Here is a 19838-nt window from a genome sequence, read left to right as displayed (position 1 = left end):
TCAGCTCTCCGATCGAGCGGGGGCGAGTGAGGGGACGAGTGCGGGGGCGGGGGCCGCGGCCGCGGTGCGTGCCGGGCCGGCGAGGGTCGTCCGGGCGAGCTCGTCGAGGACGACGCGCTCGACGACCTCCTGGGCGACGCCCCAGCCGTGCCGGACGCCGGCGGCGACCTCGCGGCCGGGCTGGGCGGCGTCGACCGCGCGGCCGAGCGCCTCCGCGATGCCCGCCGGAGTCGGGCGGGCCCAGCTCGCGCCGGGGTGCGGCAGGTCGGCGCGGGCGTCGGCGGCGTCGTTCACCACGGCGACGGCACCGCAGGCGAGCAGCTCCTCCGCCACCAGCGAGATGTTGGTGAAGGAGAGGGCGATGCCGGCCGAGCAGCGGTTGTAGAGGGCGGCGAGCTCGCTCGGCGCGAGGGTGCCGTGCTCGATCACCGGCACGTCCCACGCTCCGGGCGCCGTGCCGTAGACGTGGATCGGCACCTCGGGGTGCTCGGCGTGGAAGAGCGCGAGCGCCCGCCGGCCGAGCAGGTAGCCGCGCCGGTCGGCGGCGGGCTTGGCGTAGAACACCACGCCCGAGCGCTCGCCGTCGGGGTTGTCCAGCGTGTAGGTGGTGGTGTCGCAGCCGAACGGGGCGAGGTCGCTCGCGACGCCGAGCGCGTCGAGGTGCGAGCGCACCATCTCGCCGAGGGCGATGGTGCGGAATCCGAATCGGTAGCTGTCCTCCGCCAGGGCCGCGAGGGTCCCGCGCGGGTGGAAGAACGGCTCGTAGTCCTGCACGAAGTACAGCCGGGCCATCGGCGCCGTCCCGCGAGTGGCGAGCACGTGCGCGGTCTCCCAGGAGGTCGCCACGGCCGCGTCGACGCCGGTGACGCCGTCGTCGGCGCTGCGGATGTCCACGTCGAGCCACGGCCAGCCGGCGCGGATGATCGCGGCGCGGGTCTCGAAGTCGGCCCCGTGGCGGTCGTAGAGGAAGAGGGTGCAGCGGTGGCCGCGCTCGACCAGGCCCTGCACCATCCGGAACAGGGTGGTGTGGCCGCCGGAGCCGCGGTCGGGCGGGGTGCAGATCCAGCCGATCGATGCGGGGCCCTCGGCGCGGACCGGGGCGCCGGGCAGGTGGAGGAGACCGGAGTCGGCGATGTCGCCGGGGAGCAGCGGCATGTCGAGCTCGCGGACGCCGACGCGGTCGCCGAGCGAGCGGACGGCGCGCTGCAGCAGATCGCGGCCGCCGGTGCTGCGCAGGCGTCGGACGAGCTCGCGGGGGACGCGGGAGGCGCGCATCAGAAGCTCCCCTCGCGGTGCCAGCGGCGCCAGGACCGGTCGGTGCGCAGCCGCCGCAGCACCCGCTCCAGCAGGAAGCGCGGGGAGAAGCGGTCGCTCGGCGCGCTCAGCAGCCGCGACTGCAGGCGCTCCCACTCGGGCAGCCGGGCCGCGTCGCCGTAGACCTGGTGCGCGAAGCCGAGGTGCTCCTCGAGGTCCGCCGCGGTGGCGCCGCCGCTGTCGAAGCGCTGCGCGCCCTTGACGAGGGCGTCGCGGGCGAGGGCACGCCGGGCGAGGTGCTCGAGCTCGTCGCGCCGGTCGAGCGGTCCGCCGGGATCGGCGAAGAAGGTCTCGAAGGCGAGCAGGCGCTCGCGCAGGTCGTGCAGCGGCGTCACGGTGTCCGAGCGGCTGCCCGCGTGCTCGCGGTGCCAGGCCTGGTCGACGCCCTGGATGTAGGCGACGTCGGACGCGGCCGAGAGGCGCAGCCAGAGCTCCATGTCGTAGGTGTGCGGCAGCGGGCGGGGCCAGCCGACCCGGTCGAGGACCGAGCGGCGCACCAGCACCTCGGGCGAGGTGATCACGTTGAGCCCGGTGCGGCAGCGCTCGTGCAGCCAGTCGCCGCCGGACCAGAGCAGCCACGAGGTGGGAGTGGTCCGCGCCGCCGGCAGCACCGACCCGTCCGGGAAGTGCACGGGGTGGCCGTAGACCAGCCCGACCGACGGGTGCGCGCGGGCGACGGCGACCGCGCGGGACAGGGCGCCCGGGGCGATCACGTCGTCGGCGTCGAGGTACCAGGAGAACTCGCCGGTCGCCACGGCCAGCGCGGCGAGCACGCTGCCGACGGGGCCGAGGTTCCGCGGGTTCGCCAGCACCAGGACGCGGTCGTCGCCGGCCGCGATCGAGCGGGCCACCGCGAGCGAGTCGTCGGTGGAGCGGTCGTCGACGATCACCAGCTGCACGCGGACGCCCGTCTGGCCGAGGGCGCTCGCCGCGGCGGCGGGCAGGAACTGCGCGTAGTCGTGCAGCGGGATGAGGACCGAGACGGTGGCGTCGGAGGTGTCGATCTCCTCGACCGGCACCGTGCGACCGCGCCGGGTCCCCGCGGCGACGGCGGTCGTCACGACAGCACCCCCGCCGGGCTCGGGGCGGCGGAGGTCGTGCTCCGCAGCGCGGCGATCAGCGACTCCGCCACGTACTCCTGCTGCGCCGCCGTGATGCCGGGGAACAGCGGCAGCGTCAGCAGCTGCCCGGCGAACGCCTCGACGCGCGGCAGCGAGCGCGGGCGGCCGGAGGCGGGGAGGAACGGGGCCAGCAGGTGCACCGGGGTCGGGTAGTGCACTCCGGTCGCGACGCCGGCGTCCGCGAGCGCGGCGCGCAGGCGCTCCCGCTCCGGGGTGCGCACGACGTAGAGGTGGTGCACGTGCTCGTTGCCCGGCGCGGTGCGGGGGAGGACCAGCCCGTCGACGCCGTCCAGGAGCTCGGCGTAGCGCGCGGCGGCGTCGCGGCGCTGCTGGTTCCACTCGTCCAGGTGCGCGAGCTTCGCGCTCAGCACGACCGCCTGCAGCGAGTCGAGCCGGGAGTTCGTGCCGACGACGTCGTGCCGGTAGGCGCTGAGGCCGCCGTGGTTGCCGAGGCGGCGCACGGCCGCGGCGAGCTCGTCGTCGTCGGTCATCACTCCGCCCGCGTCGCCGTAGGCGCCCAGGTTCTTGCCCGGGTAGAAGCTCGTGCCGGCGATGGCGCCGAGCGAGCCCGCGCGGGCGCCGAAGCGCCGGGCGCCCTGGGCCTGTGCGGCGTCCTCGACGATCCGCACGCCCTCGCCGAGAGCGGCGGACAGGCGCTCCACCGGGGCGCACTGCCCGTAGAGGTGCACGGCCATCACCGCGCGGGTGCGGGGAGTGACGGCCTCCGCCGCCGAGTCGACGTCGATCAGGTAGTCGTCGTCGCAGTCGACGAACACCGGCCGGGCGCCGGCGCGGACGACGGCCTCGGCGGTCGCCACGAAGGTGTTCGCGGGGACGAGCACCTCGTCGCCGGGTGCGAGGTCGAGCGCCAGGAGGGCGAGCTCGAGCGCGTCCGTCCCGTTGCCGACGCCGATGGTGTGCCGCACGTCGCAGTACGCGGCGAACTCCTCCTCGAAGCGGGACACGTCCGGACCGCGGACGAACGACGAGTCCGCGAGCACGCGGTCGAAGCCCTCCCGGATCACGTCGGCGACGACGAGGTGCTGGAGGTGCAGATCGGCGAGCGGGACGATCGGCTCGGTGGTCATGACGGGTTCCTTCGGTCGGAGGTGAGCTCGCGGACCCGGCGCAGCAGCCAGGTCCGCAGGAGGAGGAGGTAGAGGACGCCGCCTATCGCGCCGCCCCCGAGGAGGGCGAGCCAGTCGGCGTCGAGGCCGACGGCGGCGAGGCCGATCGGGACGAGCAGCGCGGCACCGGCCGCGGCCGCCGCGGCGAGCGCCGGCGGCAGCAGGGAGCGGCCGACGGCGCGCAGGTCGACGTCGATCGAGCGCAGCAGCCAGGCGAAGACGGGACCGACCACGAGCGCGGCCACCCCGATCTGCGCCCAGGCCGCGCCGACGAAGCCGCCGCCCATCACCGCCGGGACGAGCGCGAGCGTGAGCGCCGCGAACCAGACGCCCTGCACGATCGCGACGCGACCGGAGCCGCCCTTCGCGAGTGCCGCCGAGCTGAAGAGATCGGCGACCACCCGCAGCGCGCCGACGACGCCGAGCAGTCCCAGCGCCGCCGCGGCGGGAGCCCAGCGCTCGCCGTAGACGACGTGCACGAGCGGGGCGGCCAGGGCGGCGAGCAGCGCGCCGAGCGGAGCGGCGAGCGCCCAGGTCAGCCCGGTCGCCGCGGCGACGGGCAGGGGGCGGCCGTCCTCGTGCGCCCGGGAGAACGCGGGCAGAGCGACGGAGCGGACCACCTGGCCCACCGCGGTCATCGGCCAGGTCGAGATGTTGAACGCGAGGACGTAGTAGCCCAGCGCCACCGGATCGATCAGCCCGGCGATCACGACCTTGTCGGTGCCGAGCACGCCCCAGGAGATCAGGTTGGCGATCGCCACCGGCAGGCCGAAGCGAAGCGCGGAGGGGGCGATCGAGCGGTCCCAGCCCAGGCGCGGCCGCTCGCGGGCGGCGACGAAGAGCAGCACCATCGTGCAGGTCTGCGCGACGACGCGGGCGACGGCGAGCGCCAGCACCCCGGTCCCGGCGGCGAGCAGCGCGAGGGTGATCGCGGTGGAGACGACGAAGTCGACGGCGGCGATCAGGAAGAGCGGCCGCTGGGCGAAGCGGCGCTGCAGCGCGGCGTAGGGGACGACTCCTGCCCCGGCCAGCGGCAGGGTGATCGCGAGGACCGCCAGCACGCCGGCCGTCTCGGGCGAGCCCGTCGCCGCGGCGATCATCGGCGCCGAGGCCGCCATCGCCGCGCCGAGAGTCCCGCCGAGGACCAGGCCGAGCACGGCCACCGTCGGCGCGCGCCGCTCGGGCTCGCTCGAGCGGATTAGATCGGTGCTGAGTCCGAAGTCGGACAGCGCCATCAGCACCGACTGCACGGTGAGCGCGAGCGCGTAGACGCCGAACGCCTCGGGAGCGAGCAGCCGGGCCAGCACGACGCCCAGGGCGAGGCTGCCGAGCCGGAGCGCGATCGTGCTGAGCGCGCTCCAGCCCAGGGCCGACGCGATGCGGCTCCGGCCCGCGGAGACCGGAGGGGACTCGACGGCGGTCACGAGAGCGGCCTCCGCGCGCGCTCGCCGGCGCGGACGAACCGCCGCCACTCGGCCGTGTCGACGACCGCCGGCCAGCACTCGGCGGCGATCGAGGCGAAGCGGGCGCCCTCGGCCTGGTCCTCGGGGCGTGCCGAGGCGCGGCTGCGCAGCGCCCGGCCCATCGCCTCGTGGGCGAGGGCGCGGCCGGCGTTCGCGCGGCGGTCCCCGCCCTGCGCCCGGCGGCCGGAGGAGTCGTGCCCGGCGCTGGTGAAGAAGTGCTCGATGGTGCCGCGGCGCTCGCGCAGCTCCGCCAGCGGGTCGGTGCTCGGCTGCGGGTGGCAGCGGGTCTGGACGACGCCGCTGATCCGGCCGATTCCGCCGAGTGCCGCGAGCCGCAGCCCGTAGTCGAGGTCGGCGGTGCGGGGGAGGTCCTCGGCGTAGCCGCCGAGAGCGTCGGCGATCGAGCGGCGGACCAGCACGGCGTGGTCGACCAGGAGGTCGGAGCCGTGCCGGCTCGTGCGCTCGATCCAGTCGGCCCCGCTCCACAGCGTCCACTCCACGCGCCCGGTGGCCGCGGTCGCGGGCCGGACCGAGATCTCGGCGTCGCCGTGCACGGCGCCCACCCACGGGTGCGCGGCCAGCAGGGCCGCCGCCCGCTCGAGCGCCCCGGCGGTGAGAGCGTCGGTGCTCGGCAGCACCAGCACGGACTCGCCGCGGACGAGCGCGAGCCCGGCGTTGCGCGCGGCGATCGCGCCGAGGCCGGCGGACACCTCGAGCACGCGCACGCGCTCGTCCTCGACGACCGGATCCGCGTCCGTCACGACGACGACGTCCAGCCGGACGCCGCGCTGCGCGAGGACGCTCGCCAGCGCGGCGAGGGGAGATGCGCCGTCGACGGCCGCGATCACGACCGAGACGAGCGGCGCCGGGCCGGAGAGGGGGAGCACCGGCGACCGGTACCCGCGGACGGCGCTCATGCGGACGCTCCTTCGAGGGTGCTGTCCGCGCGCCGGACGGCGTCGGGCTCGATCCGCGGAGCCGCGGGCACGCCGAGCCAGGTCTCGCCGGCCGGCTGATCGCGCAGCAGCACCGCCCCCATGCCGAGCGTCGCCCGGCGGCCGATCCGAGAGCGCTCGCGGACGGAGGCGCCCATGCCCAGGTACGCCTCCTCGCCCACCCGCACCCCGCCGCCGAGGGTGACCCCGGCGCAGAGGGTGGCGAACGAGCCGATGCGGTCGCCGTGGGTGAGGGTCACGTTCGGCATGGCCACGACGTGCCGGCCGATCGCCACATCGGCGGTCAGCACGACGCCGGCGAGCAGGATGCTCCCCGCGCCGATCCGGCAGTCGTCCGGGACGTGGATGGCGGGGTGCACGATCCGGGCGTAGCGGTGGTCGTGCACGCCGAGCGCGCGGAGGCGGTCGACGATGCGCGCCCGGCCGCTGCCGTGGCCGACGCAGACGGCGATCTCGGCGCGGGGGTGCTCGGCGATCGCGTCGAGTCCGCCGATCACGGGGACTCCCGAGATCTCGGTGCCCCAGCGCGCGGCGCCGTCGTCGACCACGCCGATGACGCGGTGGCTGCCGCTCACGGAGAGGAGGGCGAGGGTCTCCCGCGCCAGTCCGCTCGCGCCGACCAGGATCAGCTCACGCACGGAGGACCGCCGTCTCGTGCTCGCGGGCCAGGCGCGACGGGGCCAGAACGGCCTCGATCACCCGGTCCTGGTCCTGCTCGGTGAGGGCGTGGAAGAGCGGCAGGATCAGCGTCCGGTCGGTCAGTCGCTCGGTGACGGGCAGTCGGTCCGCGTTCGGGTGGGCGCGGTACGGCGGCTGGCGGTGGGCCGCCATGATGCCGCGGCGGGCGGAGACGTCGCGGGAGGCGAGCTCGGCCATCAGGCCGTCGCGCTCGAGCGGGTAGTCGTCGCCGACCTCGATCCAGAACGACTGGAAGTTGCTCGTGCCGTGCTCCGGGTCCGTCACCGTGCGCAGGCCCGGGACGTCGGCGAAGGCCGCCGCGTAGCGGGCCGCGAGCGCCCGGCGGCGCTCGATCAGCGCCGGCAGCCGGCCGAGCTGCACGAGGCCGAGGGCGGCCTGCAGATCGGTCATCCGGAAGTTGAAGCCGACCTCGTCGTAGTGCTCCGGCGCCGCGAGCACGCTGCCGTGCCGGTCCGCCGCGGAGACGGACATCGAGTGCTCGCGGAGGCGGCGGGCGCGGGCCGCGAGGTCCGCGTCGTCCGTCGTGAGCATCCCGCCCTCACCCGTGGTGAGGAGCTTGCGCGGGTGGAACGACCAGGCCGTCAGCGCCGCGCCGGCGCCGACGGAGCGGCCGCGGTACCGAGAGCCCGCGCCGCAGGCGGCGTCCTCGAGCACGAGGATCCCGAGCGGGTCGCAGAGCGCGCGGATCGGCTCGAGGTCGACGGGCACGCCGCCCTGGTCGACCGCGATCACCGCGCGGGTGGCCGGGGTCAGCGCCGCGGCGATCGTCTCCGCGGTGACGTTGCCCGTGACCGGGTCGACGTCGGCGAAGACGGGCCGGCCGCCGGCGTGCACGACCGCGTTGGCGGTCGCGATGAAGGAGAAGGAGGGGACCACGACGTCGTCCCCGGCGCTCACGCCGCCGACCACGAGCCCGAGGTGCAGGGCCGTGGTGCAGCTGGACAGCGCGACCGCGTGGCCGACGCCCATCGCCTCGGCGAACTCCGCCTCGAAGCGCGCGACCCGGGGGCCCTGCGCGATCCAGCCGGAGGCGATCACCTCGGCGAGCGCGTCGCTCTCCTCGGTGCCCAGCCAGGGGCGCATCACGTCGATGCGCCCGGTGCTCGCCGCGCCGGTGCTCGCCGCGCTCATCGGGTCGCTCCGCTCAGGACGGCGGCGTCGAGCCGCTCGGCGCGCCACCACTCGACCAGGGAGCGCAGACCGCTCTCCAGGTCGTACGCGGTGACGAAGCCGAGCTCGTCCCGCGCCGCCCGGGTGTCGGCCAGGCGGCGGGTGACGCCGTTGACCGAGCGCGCCGGTGCGAAGACGACGTCGAGGTCGGACTCCATGACGTGCAGCAGCGTGCGGGCGAGCTCCAGCAGGCTGGTCTCAACCCCCGTGCCGATGTTGAAGGCGCCGTCGCGGCCCGCCGTCGCCGCGACCACGTTGGCCCGCGCGACGTCGTCCACGTGCACGAAGTCCATCGTCTGCGCGCCGTCGCCCATGATCAGCGGCGGGACGCCCGCCTCGATCCGCTCCATCCAGCGCACGAGCACCTCGGTGTAGAGGCCGTGCACGTCCATCCGCGGTCCGTAGACGTTGAAGTAGCGCAGCGCTGTCGAGCGCAGGCCGTTCATCGCGCCGAAGCTGGTGAGCATGCCCTCGGAGAAGGCCTTCGCCGCGCCGTAGATCGTGTCGTTGGCGTAGGGGTTGTTGCTCTCGGGAGTGGGGAACTGCGTCGCGAGTCCGTAGACGGAGGCGCTGGACGCGGCCACCACCCGGCCCACGCCGTGCGCCGCCGCCGCCTCGAAGACGGTGAAGGAGCCCTGGGCGAGGACGTCGAAGGCCAGGCGCGGGTCCTCCGCGCACTGGGTGATCCGGATCGCCGCCTGGTGGAAGACGACGTCCTTGCCGCGGACGACCGAGTCGACCGTCGCGCGGTCGCGGATGTCGCCCTCGATCAGCCGGACCCTACCGTCCGCGAGCGCGTGCTCGAGGTTCTGCCGGCGCCCGCGGACGAGGTTGTCGAGGACGTCGACCCGGCTGACGCCGGTGTCGAGGAGGCGATCGACGATCGTCGAGCCGATGGTGCCGGCACCGCCGGTCACCAGGACCTCGGCGCCCTCGAGCGAGACGGGGGAGGGGGTCAGCTCAGCCACGACGCCTCCTCCAGGCGGACCGCCGGAGCGGTGGTGCGGCTGACCTGGCCGGCGTCGAGCAGCCGGTCGCTGACCTGCTCCAGGACGCTGAGGACGCGCAGGGCGGCGCGGCCGTCGGTGCGGGGCGCGCGGCGCTCCGAGATCGAGGTCGCGAACTCCGTGACCATGTCGGCGAGCGGCTCGCGCTCGGGCAGGGCGGGCGACCAGGTGTCGCCGAGGCGGTAGGAGATCGCCGCGTCGTGGCGGGAGGTCCCGCCGCGGAGCGAGGTGCCGAGGTCGACGCCGCGGTCGAAGACGCTGAGGCGCTGCTGCGGGTTCACGTCGTCCCAGACCAGCGTGCGCCGCGAGCCGCCGATCACCATCCGGCGGATCTTCGTCGGGCTGAGCCAGTTCACGTGCACGTTGGCGATGGCGCCCTGGCCGAGCGGGACGGTCAGGTAGCCGACGCAGGCGCGGCCGGAGCCGAGCGGGTCGGAGCCCTGGGCGGCCACGTTCCCGGGGCGCAGGCCGCCGGGGATGATGAAGTCGAGGATCGACAGGTCGTGCGGGGCGAGGTCCCAGAACACGTCGACGTCGGGCTGGATCAGACCGAGGTTGATCCGCACCGCGTCGACGAAGAGCACGTCGCCGAGCGAGCCGGCGGCGATCAGCTCCTTCATCTTCAGCACGGCGGGCGTGTAGCAGTAGGTGTGGTCGGCCATCAGCACGACACCGGCGCGCTCAGCGGCGTTCACCATGTCGATCCCGAGCACGCTCGAGTCGGCGAGCGGCTTCTCGACCAGCACGTGCAGCCCCGCGGCGATCGCCGCCATGGCGATGGCGTGGTGGGTCCGCGCCGGGGTGGCGATGGCGATCGCGTCGAGCCCGGGCAGGTCGAGGACGTCCGAGAGCGAGCGCAGCACCGGCACGGAGCCGTTGGCGCGGGAGACGGCTTCCGCGCGGACCGGGTCGAGGTCGCAGATCGCGACCAGGTCCCAGTCGGCGCTGGCGGAGAAGTTCCGGGCGAGGTTCGGGCCCCAGTAGCCGGCGCCGACGAGCGCGACGCGGAGCCTCCGGGAGGGGATGGTGGTGGTCATGGCGGGTTCCTTCGGGTGAGGAGGGCGGCATGCGGGCACGCCGAGGGGACCGGGCGCTCCGACCAGGGAGAAGGAGCGCGCGGACGGGTGGGGACGGCGCGTCAGGGCGCGCCGAGGGAGGGGACGGCGGGGAGAGCGCCGGAGGGGAGGAGAGAGGAAGGAGGGGAGCGGCCGTGCGTCAGTACGCGCCGACCGGGCGCAGCATCACGCGCAGGGTCCGCCAGAGGATGAGCAGGTCGCCGGCCAGCGACCAGTTCTCGACGTAGTAGAGGTCGAGTCGGATCCCGTCCTCCCAGTCGAGCTCGGAGCGACCGCCGGTCTGCCAGAGGCCGGTGATGCCGGGCTTGATGTAGAGGCGGCGGTTCACGACGTCGTCGTAGCGCTCCACCTCGCTCAGCAGCGGCGGGCGAGGGCCGACCAGGCTCATGCTGCCGCGCAGCACGTTCCAGAACTGGGGCAGCTCGTCGAGCGAGTACCGCCGCAGCACGCGGCCGAGCGGGGTCACCCGCGGATCGTCGCGCAGCTTGAACAGCAGGCCGGAGCCCTCGTTCGCCGCGCTCAGCTCCGCCAGCCGCGACTCCGCGTCGATGCTCATCGAGCGGAACTTCAGCATGGTGAAGAGGTGCCCGGCGCGGCCGACCCGCTGCTGCCGGAACAGGGCGGGCCCGGTGCTGTCGCGCCGGATCATCACCGCGAGCACGGCCAGCAGCGGCGAGAGCACCAGCAGCGCGAGGGCCGAGACGCTCACGTCCAGCACGCGCTTGAGCGCGTGGCGCGGACCGGAGTAGCGCGGCGGCTCCACCCGCATCAGCGGGAGACCGTCCACCGGGCGCCAGTGGATGCGCGGTCCGGCGACACTGCTGAGCCCCGGTGCGAGCACCAGCTCGACCGCGAACGGCTCGAGCGCCCAGCAGAGCCGGCGGAGGTAGGCGTCGCCGCCGTCCACCTGACCGGCCACGACCACCGCGTCGGCGCGCTGCTCGACGACCGCCTGGGCGATCGTGTCGATCGCTCCGACGACCGGGATCGAGCGGCCCCGGACGGTGATCGAGCGCCGCGGGTCGGCGAGGCGAGTGCGCTCACCGGCGGTCGAGAGCGCGACGCCGACGACGTCGTACTCGACGCGGCCGCGCCGGCGGTCGATCTGCGTGACGATGTGCGTCACGTCACCGGCGCTGCCGACGACGATCACCCGGGACAGGGCGCGGCCGGCCCGTCGCTCCCGGGCCAGGTGCCCGCGGCTGAGGGCGTGCGCCGCCAGCATCCCGCCGAGCCCGACGGGCAGGGCGATCAGCACGTGCACCCGCGGCAGGTCGACGTGGGTGAGGACCGAGGCGACGGAGGCGAGGCCGAACGTCGCGACCGTCGCCGAGAGCAGACGGCGGAACTCGTCCGCTCCCGCTCCGATGCGGTGCGCGAGGCGCCGCTGGGCGAGGAGGACGGAGCAGACCCAGAGGGCGCCGAGGACGCCGGCGACCACGAGGTCGGCCGAGCGCGCCTCGGCGGATCGCGCTTCGGCGGTCGAGCGCAGGCCGGCGGCCAGCGACACGGCCCCGAGCACGACCAAGACGTCCGCGGCCAGGACCCTCCGCGAGAATCGGCGTCGCCAGCTCGAAGCCTCCGCCGGCGGTGCCGGAACGAGGACGAGGGCGCGCGGATCGCGCTGAGGAGTCGGGGCCGCGGTGGAGACGGCGGTCACCGCGGTCTCCTGCTCTCACCGCCGCTCGTATGCCGGGTCGCCGGGGGGAGGCGACGGGGTCTCGAGGAGGGAGGGAGCCGTGTGGGCGCGCTGAAGGCGCGCACCAGTGGTGCATACAAAGGATCAACCTGCATTTCGGGTTTACAGGGAAGGGGGGTACTGCAGGGCGGGCTCGGAGGACGTCGCGGTTTCGGGGCCGCGATGCATCGTCGCCACGTCGGCACCGCTGTGACCGTCGTGCTCCCAGGATGAGCAGATCGGTCGAGGCGGGGCCTCGCGTCGGGGCGGCGCGGCACGACAGGGTTCGTGCGCTCCGGTCCCGGTGGTCGGGTGGTTCTCAGCCGAACATAGCGGTCCTGGCAACCCAGTGCGTGGCCCCAGTAAGGGGGTCGCACAGGGAGTGACATCCTCGATCTTCTCCCGGGCGTTCCTCAGCGATCCTCCTAGAATCGTCCCGGTGCCGGGAGTGCGATCGGGTCGCGCCCCGGTGCCAGGGGAGCACTGCCGCCCCCGATCGCCAGGAATCGAGACGGGGCGCGGGAATCCCTGCGCGGCCCGGGAGGTCACCTCCCGGGCCGCGTCGCCGCGTCGAGGCGGCCGCGCCGACGACTAAAGTCGAGGGGTCCCCCAGCCCCAGAGGAGCACCCGCGCGTGTCGAACGCATCGTCGAACGTCCCCGAATCGTCCCGTCCCACCGCCGACGCCGCCGTCGTCACCGAGGCCGGCACGGGGTTCACGCACTTCACCGACCGGGCGGTCGTCGCGATCCGCGTCAACGGCGAGCTGAAGGACCTGGCCGCCGACGTCGTCCCCGGCGACAGCATCGAGCCCGTCCTGATCTCCTCGCCCGACGGCCTGAGCATCCTCCGCCACTCCGCCGCGCACGTGCTCGCGCAGGCCGTGCAGCAGAGCAACCCGGAGGCGAAGCTCGGAATCGGCCCGCCCGTCACCGACGGCTTCTACTACGACTTCGACGTCACCGAGCCCTTCACGCCCGAGGCCATGAAGGCGCTCGAGAAGGCGATGGACCGCATCATCCGCCAGGGCCAGCGCTTCGTGCGCCGCGTCGTCACCGAGGACGAGGCGCGCGCCGAGCTGGCCGCCGAGCCGTACAAGCTCGAGCTGATCGGCCTCAAGGGCGCGGGCGCCGACGGCGAGTCGGTCGAGGTCGGCGGCGCCGAGCTCACCATCTACGACAACGTCGACCCCCGCACCGGCGAGACGGTCTGGAAGGACCTCTGCCGCGGCCCGCACCTGCCCAACACCCGGATGATCGGCAACGGCTACGCGCTGACCCGCAACGCCGCGGCCTACTGGCGCGGCTCGGAGAAGAACCCGCAGCTGCAGCGCGTCTACGGCACCGCGTGGCCCACGAAGGACGAGCTGCGCGCGCACCAGGCCCGCCTCGAGGAGGCCGCCCGCCGCGACCACCGCAAGCTCGGCCACGAGCTCGACCTCTTCTCGTTCCCGGACGAGATCGGCTCCGGCCTCGCGGTCTTCCACCCCAAGGGCGGCATCATCCGCTACGAGATCGAGCAGTACATGCGCGAGCAGCTGCTCGCCCACGACTACGAGCTCGTCTACACGCCGCACATCACCAAGGGCGACCTCTTCATGACCAGCGGCCACCTGCAGTGGTACGCCGAGGGCATGTTCCCCCCGATGCACCTCGACGAGCTGCAGGACGAGGACGGCACCGTCACCCGCCAGGGCCAGGACTACTACCTGAAGCCCATGAACTGCCCGTTCCACAACCTGATCTTCCGCTCGCGCGGGCGCAGCTACCGCGAGCTGCCGCTGCGCCTGGCCGAGTTCGGCACCGTCTACCGCTACGAGAAGAGCGGCACCCTGCAGGGCCTCACCCGCGTCCGCGGGCTGACCCAGGACGACGCGCACATCTACGTCACGCAGGAGGACGTGTCGGCCGAGCTGACCCGCAACCTCGAGTTCGTGCTCCAGGTCCTGCGCGACTACGGTCTCGACGACTTCTACCTCGAGCTCTCCACCAACGAGGAGGGCAACCCGAAGTTCGTCGGCGACCCCGAGCAGTGGGAGTCGGCGATCGAGTCGCTGCGCGCCGTCGCCGTCGAGTCCGGCCTCGAGCTGGTCCCCGACCCGGGTGGAGCCGCGTTCTACGGCCCGAAGATCTCGGTCCAGGCCCGCGACGCCATCGGCCGGACCTGGCAGATGTCGACCATCCAGCTCGACTTCAACCAGCCCGAGCGCTTCGAGCTCGAGTACACCGCCTCCGACGGCTCGAAGAAGCGCCCGGTGATGATCCACCGCGCCCTCTTCGGCTCGATCGAGCGCTTCTTCGCGATCCTCACCGAGCACTACGCCGGAGCGTTCCCGGTCTGGCTCTCGCCGGTGCAGGTCGTCGGCATCCCGATCGCCGACGAGTACCTGCCCTACCTCGAGGACGTCGTCGGTCAGCTGAAGAAGGCCGGCGTCCGCGCCGAGATCGACTACTCCAGCGACCGGATGCAGAAGAAGATCCGCAACGCGACCCTGCAGAAGGTCCCGTTCCAGCTGATCGTCGGCGAGAAGGACCGCGACGCCGGAGCGGTCAGCTTCCGCTTCCGCGACGGCACCCAGGAGAACGGCATCCCCGTCGCCGACGCCGTCGCCCGGATCCGCGAGGCCATCGCGACCAAGGCCCAGGTCTAGCGGTGGGGGAGCCGTTCGACGACGCCGTCCCCGAGAGCGCCGAGTCCTCCGCGCACCTCGCCGGCGTCCCCGACGAGTTCCAGCGCCTGTGGACCCCGCACCGGATGGTCTACATCCAGAAGGGCCAGCCCGGCGACGACGACTGCCCGTTCTGCGTCGCGCCGACGCTGAGCGACGAGGAGGCGCTGATCGTCGCGCGCGGCGAGTACGCGTTCGTCCTGCTGAACCTCTTCCCGTACAACTCCGGCCACCTCCTGGTCTGCCCGTACCGGCACATCCCGCTCTACGACGAGGCCACTCCCGAGGAAGTGGCCGAGATCGGCGCGCTCACCCAGACGGCGATGCGCGTCCTCCGCGAGGTCTCGAACAACGACGGCTTCAACCTCGGCATGAACCAGGGCGCCGTCGCCGGCGCCGGCATCGCCGCCCACCTGCACCAGCACGTGGTGCCGCGCTGGGCGACCGACGCCAACTTCTTCCCGATCATCGCCCGCACCAAGGCCCTGCCCCAGCTCCTCGGCGACGTCCGCGCGAGCCTCGCCGCGGCCTGGCCCCGCCCCTAGCCGGGCCTCCCTGCGCCTGTCGAGCAGCCGCAGTGAGCAGCCGCGCAGCGGCTGCGCATCCTTCTCGGGCAGCTGCGCTGCTGCTGCCTATGTTGGTCGAGTAGCCCCGCAGGGGCGTATCGAGACCCACCGTCGTCAGCAGGCCGAGTCTGCAGACTCCAGTCCCGACGCCGGTGGATCTCGATACGCCCGCTCCGCGGGCTGCTCGATCAGCATGGACCGCCTCATGCCGCCCTCCTTGCCGGCCGCGCAGCCGCGTCTCGAGACCCGCCCCGCCCGCATGTCCAGCGCCGATGTCGGTCAGCCCCGTCTCGTAGACTGGACGCTGCCGTCGGCGGAAGTCGCCGCACAGAACAGGACTCGCGAACATGACCGACACCACCCCCACGTCCTCCTCCGCCTCGGAGCAGTTCGGCTCGAGCCGCGTCAAGCGCGGGCTCGCCGAGATGCTCAAGGGCGGCGTCATCATGGACGTCGTCAACGCCGAGCAGGCGCGCATCGCCGAGGACGCCGGAGCCGTCGCCGTGATGGCGCTCGAGCGCGTCCCCGCCGACATCCGCTCGCAGGGCGGCGTCGCGCGGATGAGCGACCCCGACCTCATCGACGGGATCGTCGCCGCCGTCTCCATCCCCGTGATGGCCAAGGCCCGCATCGGCCACTTCGTCGAGGCGCAGATCCTCCAGGAGCTCGGCGTCGACTACATCGACGAGTCCGAGGTCCTCTCGCCGGCCGACTACGTGAACCACATCGACAAGGGGAAGTTCACCGTCCCCTTCGTCTGCGGCGCCACCAACCTCGGCGAGGCCCTGCGCCGCATCACCGAGGGTGCGGCGATGATCCGCTCGAAGGGCGAGGCCGGCACGGGCGACGTCTCCGAGGCCACCAAGCACATCCGCACCATCTCCGCCGAGGTCAACCGCCTGAAGTCGCTGACGAAGGACGAGCTCTACGTCGCCGCGAAGGAGCTGCAGGCTCCCTACGACCTGGTCGCCGAGATCGCGCAGACCGGCAAGCTCCCCGTCGTGCTCTTCACCGCCGGCGGCGTCGCCACCCCGGCCGATGCCGCGCTGATGATGCAGCTCGGCGCCGACGGCGTCTTCGTCGGCTCCGGCGTCTTCAAGTCGGGCGAGCCCGCGAAGCGCGCCGCCGCGATCGTCAAGGCGACGACGTTCTTCGACGACGCCAAGGTGGTCGCCGAGGCGTCCCGCGGTCTCGGCGAGGCGATGGTCGGCATCAACGTGGCCGACGTGCCCGCGCCGCACCGCCTCTCCGAGCGTGGCTGGTAGCGGGAGCGCGCCCGTCGCGGGCGAGGACGAGACCCGGGGGTCCCTCGCGGGGCTCCGCGTCGGCGTCCTCGCCCTGCAGGGCGACTTCCGCGAGCACGCGCACGTGCTGCGCGAGCTCGGCGCCGAGGTGGTGCTGGTGCGCCGTCCGTCAGAGCTCGCGTCGGTCGCGGGTCTCGTGATCCCCGGCGGCGAGTCCACGGTGATGGACAAGCTCTCGCGCCTGTTCGGCCTCGCCGAGCCGGTGAATGCCGCGATCGCGGCGGGTCTGCCCGTCTACGGCACCTGCGCCGGGCTGATCATGCTCGCCGACCGCGTGCTCGACCGCATCGACGGCCAGAGCAGCTTCGGCGGCCTGGACGTGACGGTCCGCCGGAACGCCTTCGGCAACCAGCTGGACTCCTTCGAGACCGATCTCGACATCGACGGCATCGGCGATCCGCCGATGCACGCGGTCTTCATCCGCGCCCCCGTCGTCGAGGAGCTGGGGGAGCGGGCGCACGCCCTCGCCGCCCTCGCCGACGGCCGGGTCGTCGCCGTCGAGCAGGGCGCCCTGCTGGGCACCTCGTTCCACCCCGAGATCACCGGCGACTACCGGTTCCACGAGCTGTTCCTGCGCAAGGTCGCGGCCACCCGCTTCGGCGCCGACGCTTAGGGGCGCGCCGGTCTCCTCGGCCGCGGACCCGCTCGCACGGAGAGCGGGCCCGCAGGGACCGCTCAGACCTCGACGGTCGTGTTCCTCGCCGTGAGGTCGGATCCTCGGGTGTCCGCGGCGTCTCCGGAGGAGTCTTCCCGCGTCGCTGCCCGGGCGGAGTGGCGGCCCGACGATGCGCTCGACGGCGGGACGGACGCGGGGGCGCCGGGTGCGGCGGCGGTGGCGATCACCGGGCTCGCCGAGACGACCGCCGCTGAGGAGCGCCGCGCGACTCGGGGCGACGCCTTGCGGTCGACGCCGCTCTCGCAGCCGTCCGGATCTGACGTGCCTCGACAGATGTGGTCGGGGTGGTCGTGGTGGCGGCCGATCATCGTGGTGCTCCTCGTCGTGGGTCGTCTGCAGCGCGGTGCGAGCGCGCCGGGCCACCGAGAGCCTGACGGCTGAGCGCCTGCACCGACGAACCCGTGGCGCGGCCGATGTGCGCTGGCGGGATCCGACATACCGATGTGCGCCGTGCTCCTCTACTGCGACCATCGGCGGCTCCTCCTGAGGGTCGCCGCCGATCGCCTCGGCACGGCACAGTAGGGGGATGCCCGAACTCCCCGAAGTGCACGCGCTCGCCCGCGACCTCGACGAGCGCCTCGGCGGCCGCGTGCTGGAGCGACTCGACGTGTTCGCGATCTCCGCGCTGAAGACCGTCGCGATCCCGCCGTCCTCGCTCGCGGGGGAGACGGTGCACGGGGTGAGCCGGCACGGCAAGTTCCTCGATCTCGCGATAGGCGACGTGCACGTGCTGCTGCACCTGGCGCGCGCGGGCTGGGTGCGCTGGCGGCCCGAGCGGCCGACCGCGCCGGTGAAGCCGGGCCGCGGCCCGCTCGCCGCGCGCCTGATCCTCGACGACGGCTCCGGCTTCGACATCACCGAGGCCGGCACGAAGAAGAGCCTGGCGATCTCGATCGTGGCGGATCCGCGGGACGTGCCGGGCGTCGAGCGGCTCGGGCCGGATCCGCTCGACCCCGAGTTCACCCGTGAGATCCTCGGCGCGATCCTGGCCACCGCCGGTCGCGCCCAGCTCAAGGGCGTCCTCCGCGACCAGTCCCGGATCGCGGGCATCGGCAACGCCTACTCCGACGAGATCCTGCACGTCGCGAAGATGTCGCCGTTCAAGCCGGCGACACTCACGCCGGACGAGCTCGACCGCCTGTTCACCGCCCTGCACTACACCCTGGAGGAGGCGCTCGGCCGTGCCGAGGGCCTGCACGCCGCCGATCTCAAGCGCGAGAAGAAGCTCGGGATGCGCGTGCACGGCCGCACCGGCGAGGCCTGCCCGGTCTGCGGCGACACGATCCGCCAGGTGATCTACTCCGACTCGACGCTGCAGTACTGCCCCACCTGCCAGACCGGCGGGAAGCCGCTGGCCGACCGGGTCCTCTCCCGCCTGCTGAAGTAGCGCGCCATCGGCTCGACGCGCTCGCCGCCGAGGACGTCCTCCTCGGCTCGGCTCGGAGCGGAGGAGCTCCGGTCAGACGTCGATGGTGCTGGTGGCGGACGGCAGACCCCATCCTCGGGTCGCGGAGGGATCCGGGCCCGGGAAGACCGGCCCTCGCACGATGGCGATCGTCGCGGAGAACGCGCCCGTCGGACTGGCACTGAGGCGTGTCACCGGGGGCCTGGAGGAGAAGGAGACCCAGATGAGAGTGGTGCCGAAGGGGTAGCTCTCGATGGCCGGGTACGATCCGGCGGGGAACAGGAAGCGCCCGGAGCGGGGTCCCTCGGGTACGACGCCGGTCCCCCAGGACTCGACGTCGTGTTCGACCGTGATCCTGACCTCGACGTCCTCCGCGAGCACGATCTGCCCGGTGGCGGTCCGGTCCCCGTTCACGATGACCCTGGTCTGGAAGCTGCGGGGGTAGACCCTCGACAGGATGAGGCCGGCGAAGGTCCCGGTGCCTACCGGTGCGGGTGACGCGGTGGCGCCGGGAGCCGCGACAGCGGCGGCGACGACCGGGGTGGTCCATGCGGCGGCGACGGCGGTGCGGCGCGCGATGCCCGGGGGCTGAGACGAGCGGAGACCGTCGTCGTGGTGGTGGTCCTGCGTCATGGTGTGTCCTCGTCCTCATTCGAATCGCGGGGCCGCGCGGAGCGTTCCTGCGCCTGCATCACCTTCCCGAGGGGAGAGGGCGAGCGGCGAATCTCTGGCATCGATCGTGCCGCCTGGCGGGATCCGCCGCGGGCGCGGCCTCGGCGGCGACTCCGGCCGTTCGCCCACAGCCTCTTCGTGGAGGACCGGACCTCCTCCGATCGACGCCGCAGGACCGCTCGCTCGGCCCGACCTGCCAGACCGGCGGGAAGCTCCTGGTCGACCGGGTCCTCTCCCGCCTGCTGAAGTAGCGCGAGGTCAGTTCGGCACGCTCGCCGTGGAGGACGACGCTCCGAACTGCTGGGCGGCGCCGGGGTCGGGCCCGAGGTAGACGGGACCGCGCGTGACGGTGGCCGACACGGTGAATCTGCCTTTCGGCTCTGCGCTGAGGTTCGACGTGTACGTCTCATTGAAGGAGACCGAGGCGGTCTGGCCGCCGATCAGGTAGGTCCGGTCCACGCGGTAGGGGCCGACGGGGACGACCAGGCGGGCGGCCCGGGGGCCGATCGCCATGAGCCCGGTGTCCCAGTGCGAGACGTCCTGGTCGGTCGCGATGTCGACCCACGTCTCCTCGTTCAGCTGGACGGTCGACCCGGTGGTTCCGATCATGTTGATGTAGGCGGTGACGCCGAAGGTGCCGACGACGTATGTCGAGACCTTCACCCCGACGAAGGTGGAGGCGGTCACCGGCGCAGGTGACGCCGAGGCTCCGGGTGCCGCGACCGCGGCGGCGACCACCGGGGTCGTCCACGCGGCCATGACCGCGGTCCGCCGCGCGACTCCGGGCGAAGGGGGCGATCGGAGCTCGTCGTCGTGCGGGGGGTGCTCGTCGGGTGTCATCGGTCCTCGTTCTCGCTCGCGGCGACCGGACGGCAGAGAGCTGCCCGGCTCGCTGGCCACTCTGCCGACGAGGGGCCGTGAGCGCCGAATCGGTGGC

The 19838-nt window shown here is 73.6% G+C and carries 18 protein-coding genes; 5 read left to right on the top strand and 13 right to left on the bottom strand.

Annotated features, from left to right (window positions below; all coding sequences use genetic code 11):
• The 10 genes from EDF45_RS09085 to EDF45_RS09045 all read right to left on the bottom strand — a co-directional run bounded on the left by EDF45_RS09085 (position 1) and on the right by EDF45_RS09045 (position 11593).
• The gene (locus tag EDF45_RS09085; RefSeq protein WP_123735860.1) at positions 1 to 1275 is read right to left on the bottom strand and encodes a glycosyltransferase family 1 protein; all 1275 of its coding nucleotides are present in this window, start codon (positions 1273 to 1275) and stop codon (positions 1 to 3) included.
• On the bottom strand, positions 1275 to 2375 hold the full coding sequence (locus EDF45_RS09080; RefSeq protein ID WP_123735859.1) for a glycosyltransferase family 2 protein: 1101 nt from the start codon (positions 2373 to 2375) through the stop codon (positions 1275 to 1277). The genes EDF45_RS09085 and EDF45_RS09080 overlap by 1 nt, the downstream gene beginning before the upstream one ends.
• The gene (locus tag EDF45_RS09075) at positions 2372 to 3523 is read right to left on the bottom strand and encodes a DegT/DnrJ/EryC1/StrS aminotransferase family protein (protein ID WP_123735858.1); all 1152 of its coding nucleotides are present in this window, start codon (positions 3521 to 3523) and stop codon (positions 2372 to 2374) included. Before EDF45_RS09075 ends, EDF45_RS09080 begins: the two co-directional genes overlap by 4 nt.
• Positions 3520 to 4986 carry an oligosaccharide flippase family protein gene (locus EDF45_RS21215; protein WP_185020136.1) on the bottom strand — a complete coding sequence of 489 codons (1467 nt, stop codon included), beginning with the start codon at positions 4984 to 4986 and terminating at the stop codon, positions 3520 to 3522. Before EDF45_RS21215 ends, EDF45_RS09075 begins: the two co-directional genes overlap by 4 nt.
• Entirely contained in the window at positions 4983 to 5942 is a 960-nt protein-coding gene (locus EDF45_RS21210; RefSeq protein WP_185020135.1) for a glycosyltransferase family 2 protein, read from the bottom strand. Before EDF45_RS21210 ends, EDF45_RS21215 begins: the two co-directional genes overlap by 4 nt.
• Complete coding sequence (locus EDF45_RS09065) at positions 5939 to 6619, bottom strand: NeuD/PglB/VioB family sugar acetyltransferase (RefSeq protein ID WP_123446179.1); 681 nt, start codon at positions 6617 to 6619, stop codon at positions 5939 to 5941. The genes EDF45_RS21210 and EDF45_RS09065 overlap by 4 nt, the downstream gene beginning before the upstream one ends.
• The gene (locus EDF45_RS09060) at positions 6612 to 7811 is read right to left on the bottom strand and encodes a DegT/DnrJ/EryC1/StrS aminotransferase family protein (protein ID WP_123735856.1); all 1200 of its coding nucleotides are present in this window, start codon (positions 7809 to 7811) and stop codon (positions 6612 to 6614) included. The genes EDF45_RS09065 and EDF45_RS09060 overlap by 8 nt, the downstream gene beginning before the upstream one ends.
• The gene (locus EDF45_RS09055; protein ID WP_243587121.1) at positions 7808 to 8818 is read right to left on the bottom strand and encodes an NAD-dependent epimerase/dehydratase family protein; all 1011 of its coding nucleotides are present in this window, start codon (positions 8816 to 8818) and stop codon (positions 7808 to 7810) included. The genes EDF45_RS09060 and EDF45_RS09055 overlap by 4 nt, the downstream gene beginning before the upstream one ends.
• Entirely contained in the window at positions 8806 to 9894 is a 1089-nt protein-coding gene (locus tag EDF45_RS09050) for a Gfo/Idh/MocA family protein (protein WP_123733029.1), read from the bottom strand. The genes EDF45_RS09055 and EDF45_RS09050 overlap by 13 nt, the downstream gene beginning before the upstream one ends.
• Positions 9895 to 10072: 178 nt before the next feature.
• On the bottom strand, positions 10073 to 11593 hold the full coding sequence (locus EDF45_RS09045) for a sugar transferase (protein ID WP_123735855.1): 1521 nt from the start codon (positions 11591 to 11593) through the stop codon (positions 10073 to 10075).
• Between the two features lie 651 nt (positions 11594 to 12244).
• Between EDF45_RS09045 and thrS the strand changes: the two genes are divergently transcribed.
• The 4 genes from thrS (at position 12245) to pdxT (ending at position 16761) form a co-directional block, all read left to right on the top strand.
• Positions 12245 to 14260, top strand: coding sequence for a threonine--tRNA ligase (gene thrS / locus EDF45_RS09040; RefSeq protein ID WP_123733031.1), 2016 nt, complete (start codon positions 12245 to 12247; stop codon positions 14258 to 14260).
• 2 nt (positions 14261 to 14262) lie between these two features.
• Positions 14263 to 14823, top strand: a complete 561-nt coding sequence (locus tag EDF45_RS09035; RefSeq protein ID WP_123735854.1) for an HIT domain-containing protein — start codon at positions 14263 to 14265, stop codon at positions 14821 to 14823.
• Between the two features lie 368 nt (positions 14824 to 15191).
• Positions 15192 to 16109, top strand: coding sequence for a pyridoxal 5'-phosphate synthase lyase subunit PdxS (pdxS, locus tag EDF45_RS09030; protein WP_123735853.1), 918 nt, complete (start codon positions 15192 to 15194; stop codon positions 16107 to 16109).
• Positions 16110 to 16182: 73 nt separating this feature from the next.
• On the top strand, positions 16183 to 16761 hold the full coding sequence (pdxT, locus tag EDF45_RS09025; RefSeq protein WP_260312159.1) for a pyridoxal 5'-phosphate synthase glutaminase subunit PdxT: 579 nt from the start codon (positions 16183 to 16185) through the stop codon (positions 16759 to 16761).
• A gap of 62 nt (positions 16762 to 16823) precedes the next feature.
• Here pdxT and EDF45_RS21030 read toward each other — a convergent pair whose 3' ends face one another.
• Positions 16824 to 17132, bottom strand: a complete 309-nt coding sequence (locus EDF45_RS21030) for a hypothetical protein (protein ID WP_148060251.1) — start codon at positions 17130 to 17132, stop codon at positions 16824 to 16826.
• Positions 17133 to 17350: 218 nt separating this feature from the next.
• Between EDF45_RS21030 and EDF45_RS09015 the strand changes: the two genes are divergently transcribed.
• On the top strand, positions 17351 to 18211 hold the full coding sequence (locus tag EDF45_RS09015; RefSeq protein WP_123733035.1) for an Fpg/Nei family DNA glycosylase: 861 nt from the start codon (positions 17351 to 17353) through the stop codon (positions 18209 to 18211).
• Between the two features lie 72 nt (positions 18212 to 18283).
• Here the strand turns inward: EDF45_RS09015 and EDF45_RS09010 are convergent, their stop codons facing one another.
• On the bottom strand, positions 18284 to 18862 hold the full coding sequence (locus EDF45_RS09010) for a hypothetical protein (protein WP_123735850.1): 579 nt from the start codon (positions 18860 to 18862) through the stop codon (positions 18284 to 18286).
• Positions 18863 to 19159: 297 nt separating this feature from the next.
• The gene (locus EDF45_RS09005; protein ID WP_123735849.1) at positions 19160 to 19741 is read right to left on the bottom strand and encodes a hypothetical protein; all 582 of its coding nucleotides are present in this window, start codon (positions 19739 to 19741) and stop codon (positions 19160 to 19162) included.
• Between the last annotated feature and the right edge of the window lie 97 nt (positions 19742 to 19838).

Origin of the sequence: Rathayibacter sp. PhB186, assembly GCF_003751825.1 — a bacterium.
GTDB classification, from domain to species: Bacteria; Actinomycetota; Actinomycetes; order Actinomycetales; family Microbacteriaceae; genus Rathayibacter; species Rathayibacter festucae.
This window is presented reverse-complemented; position numbering and strand designations above follow the sequence as displayed.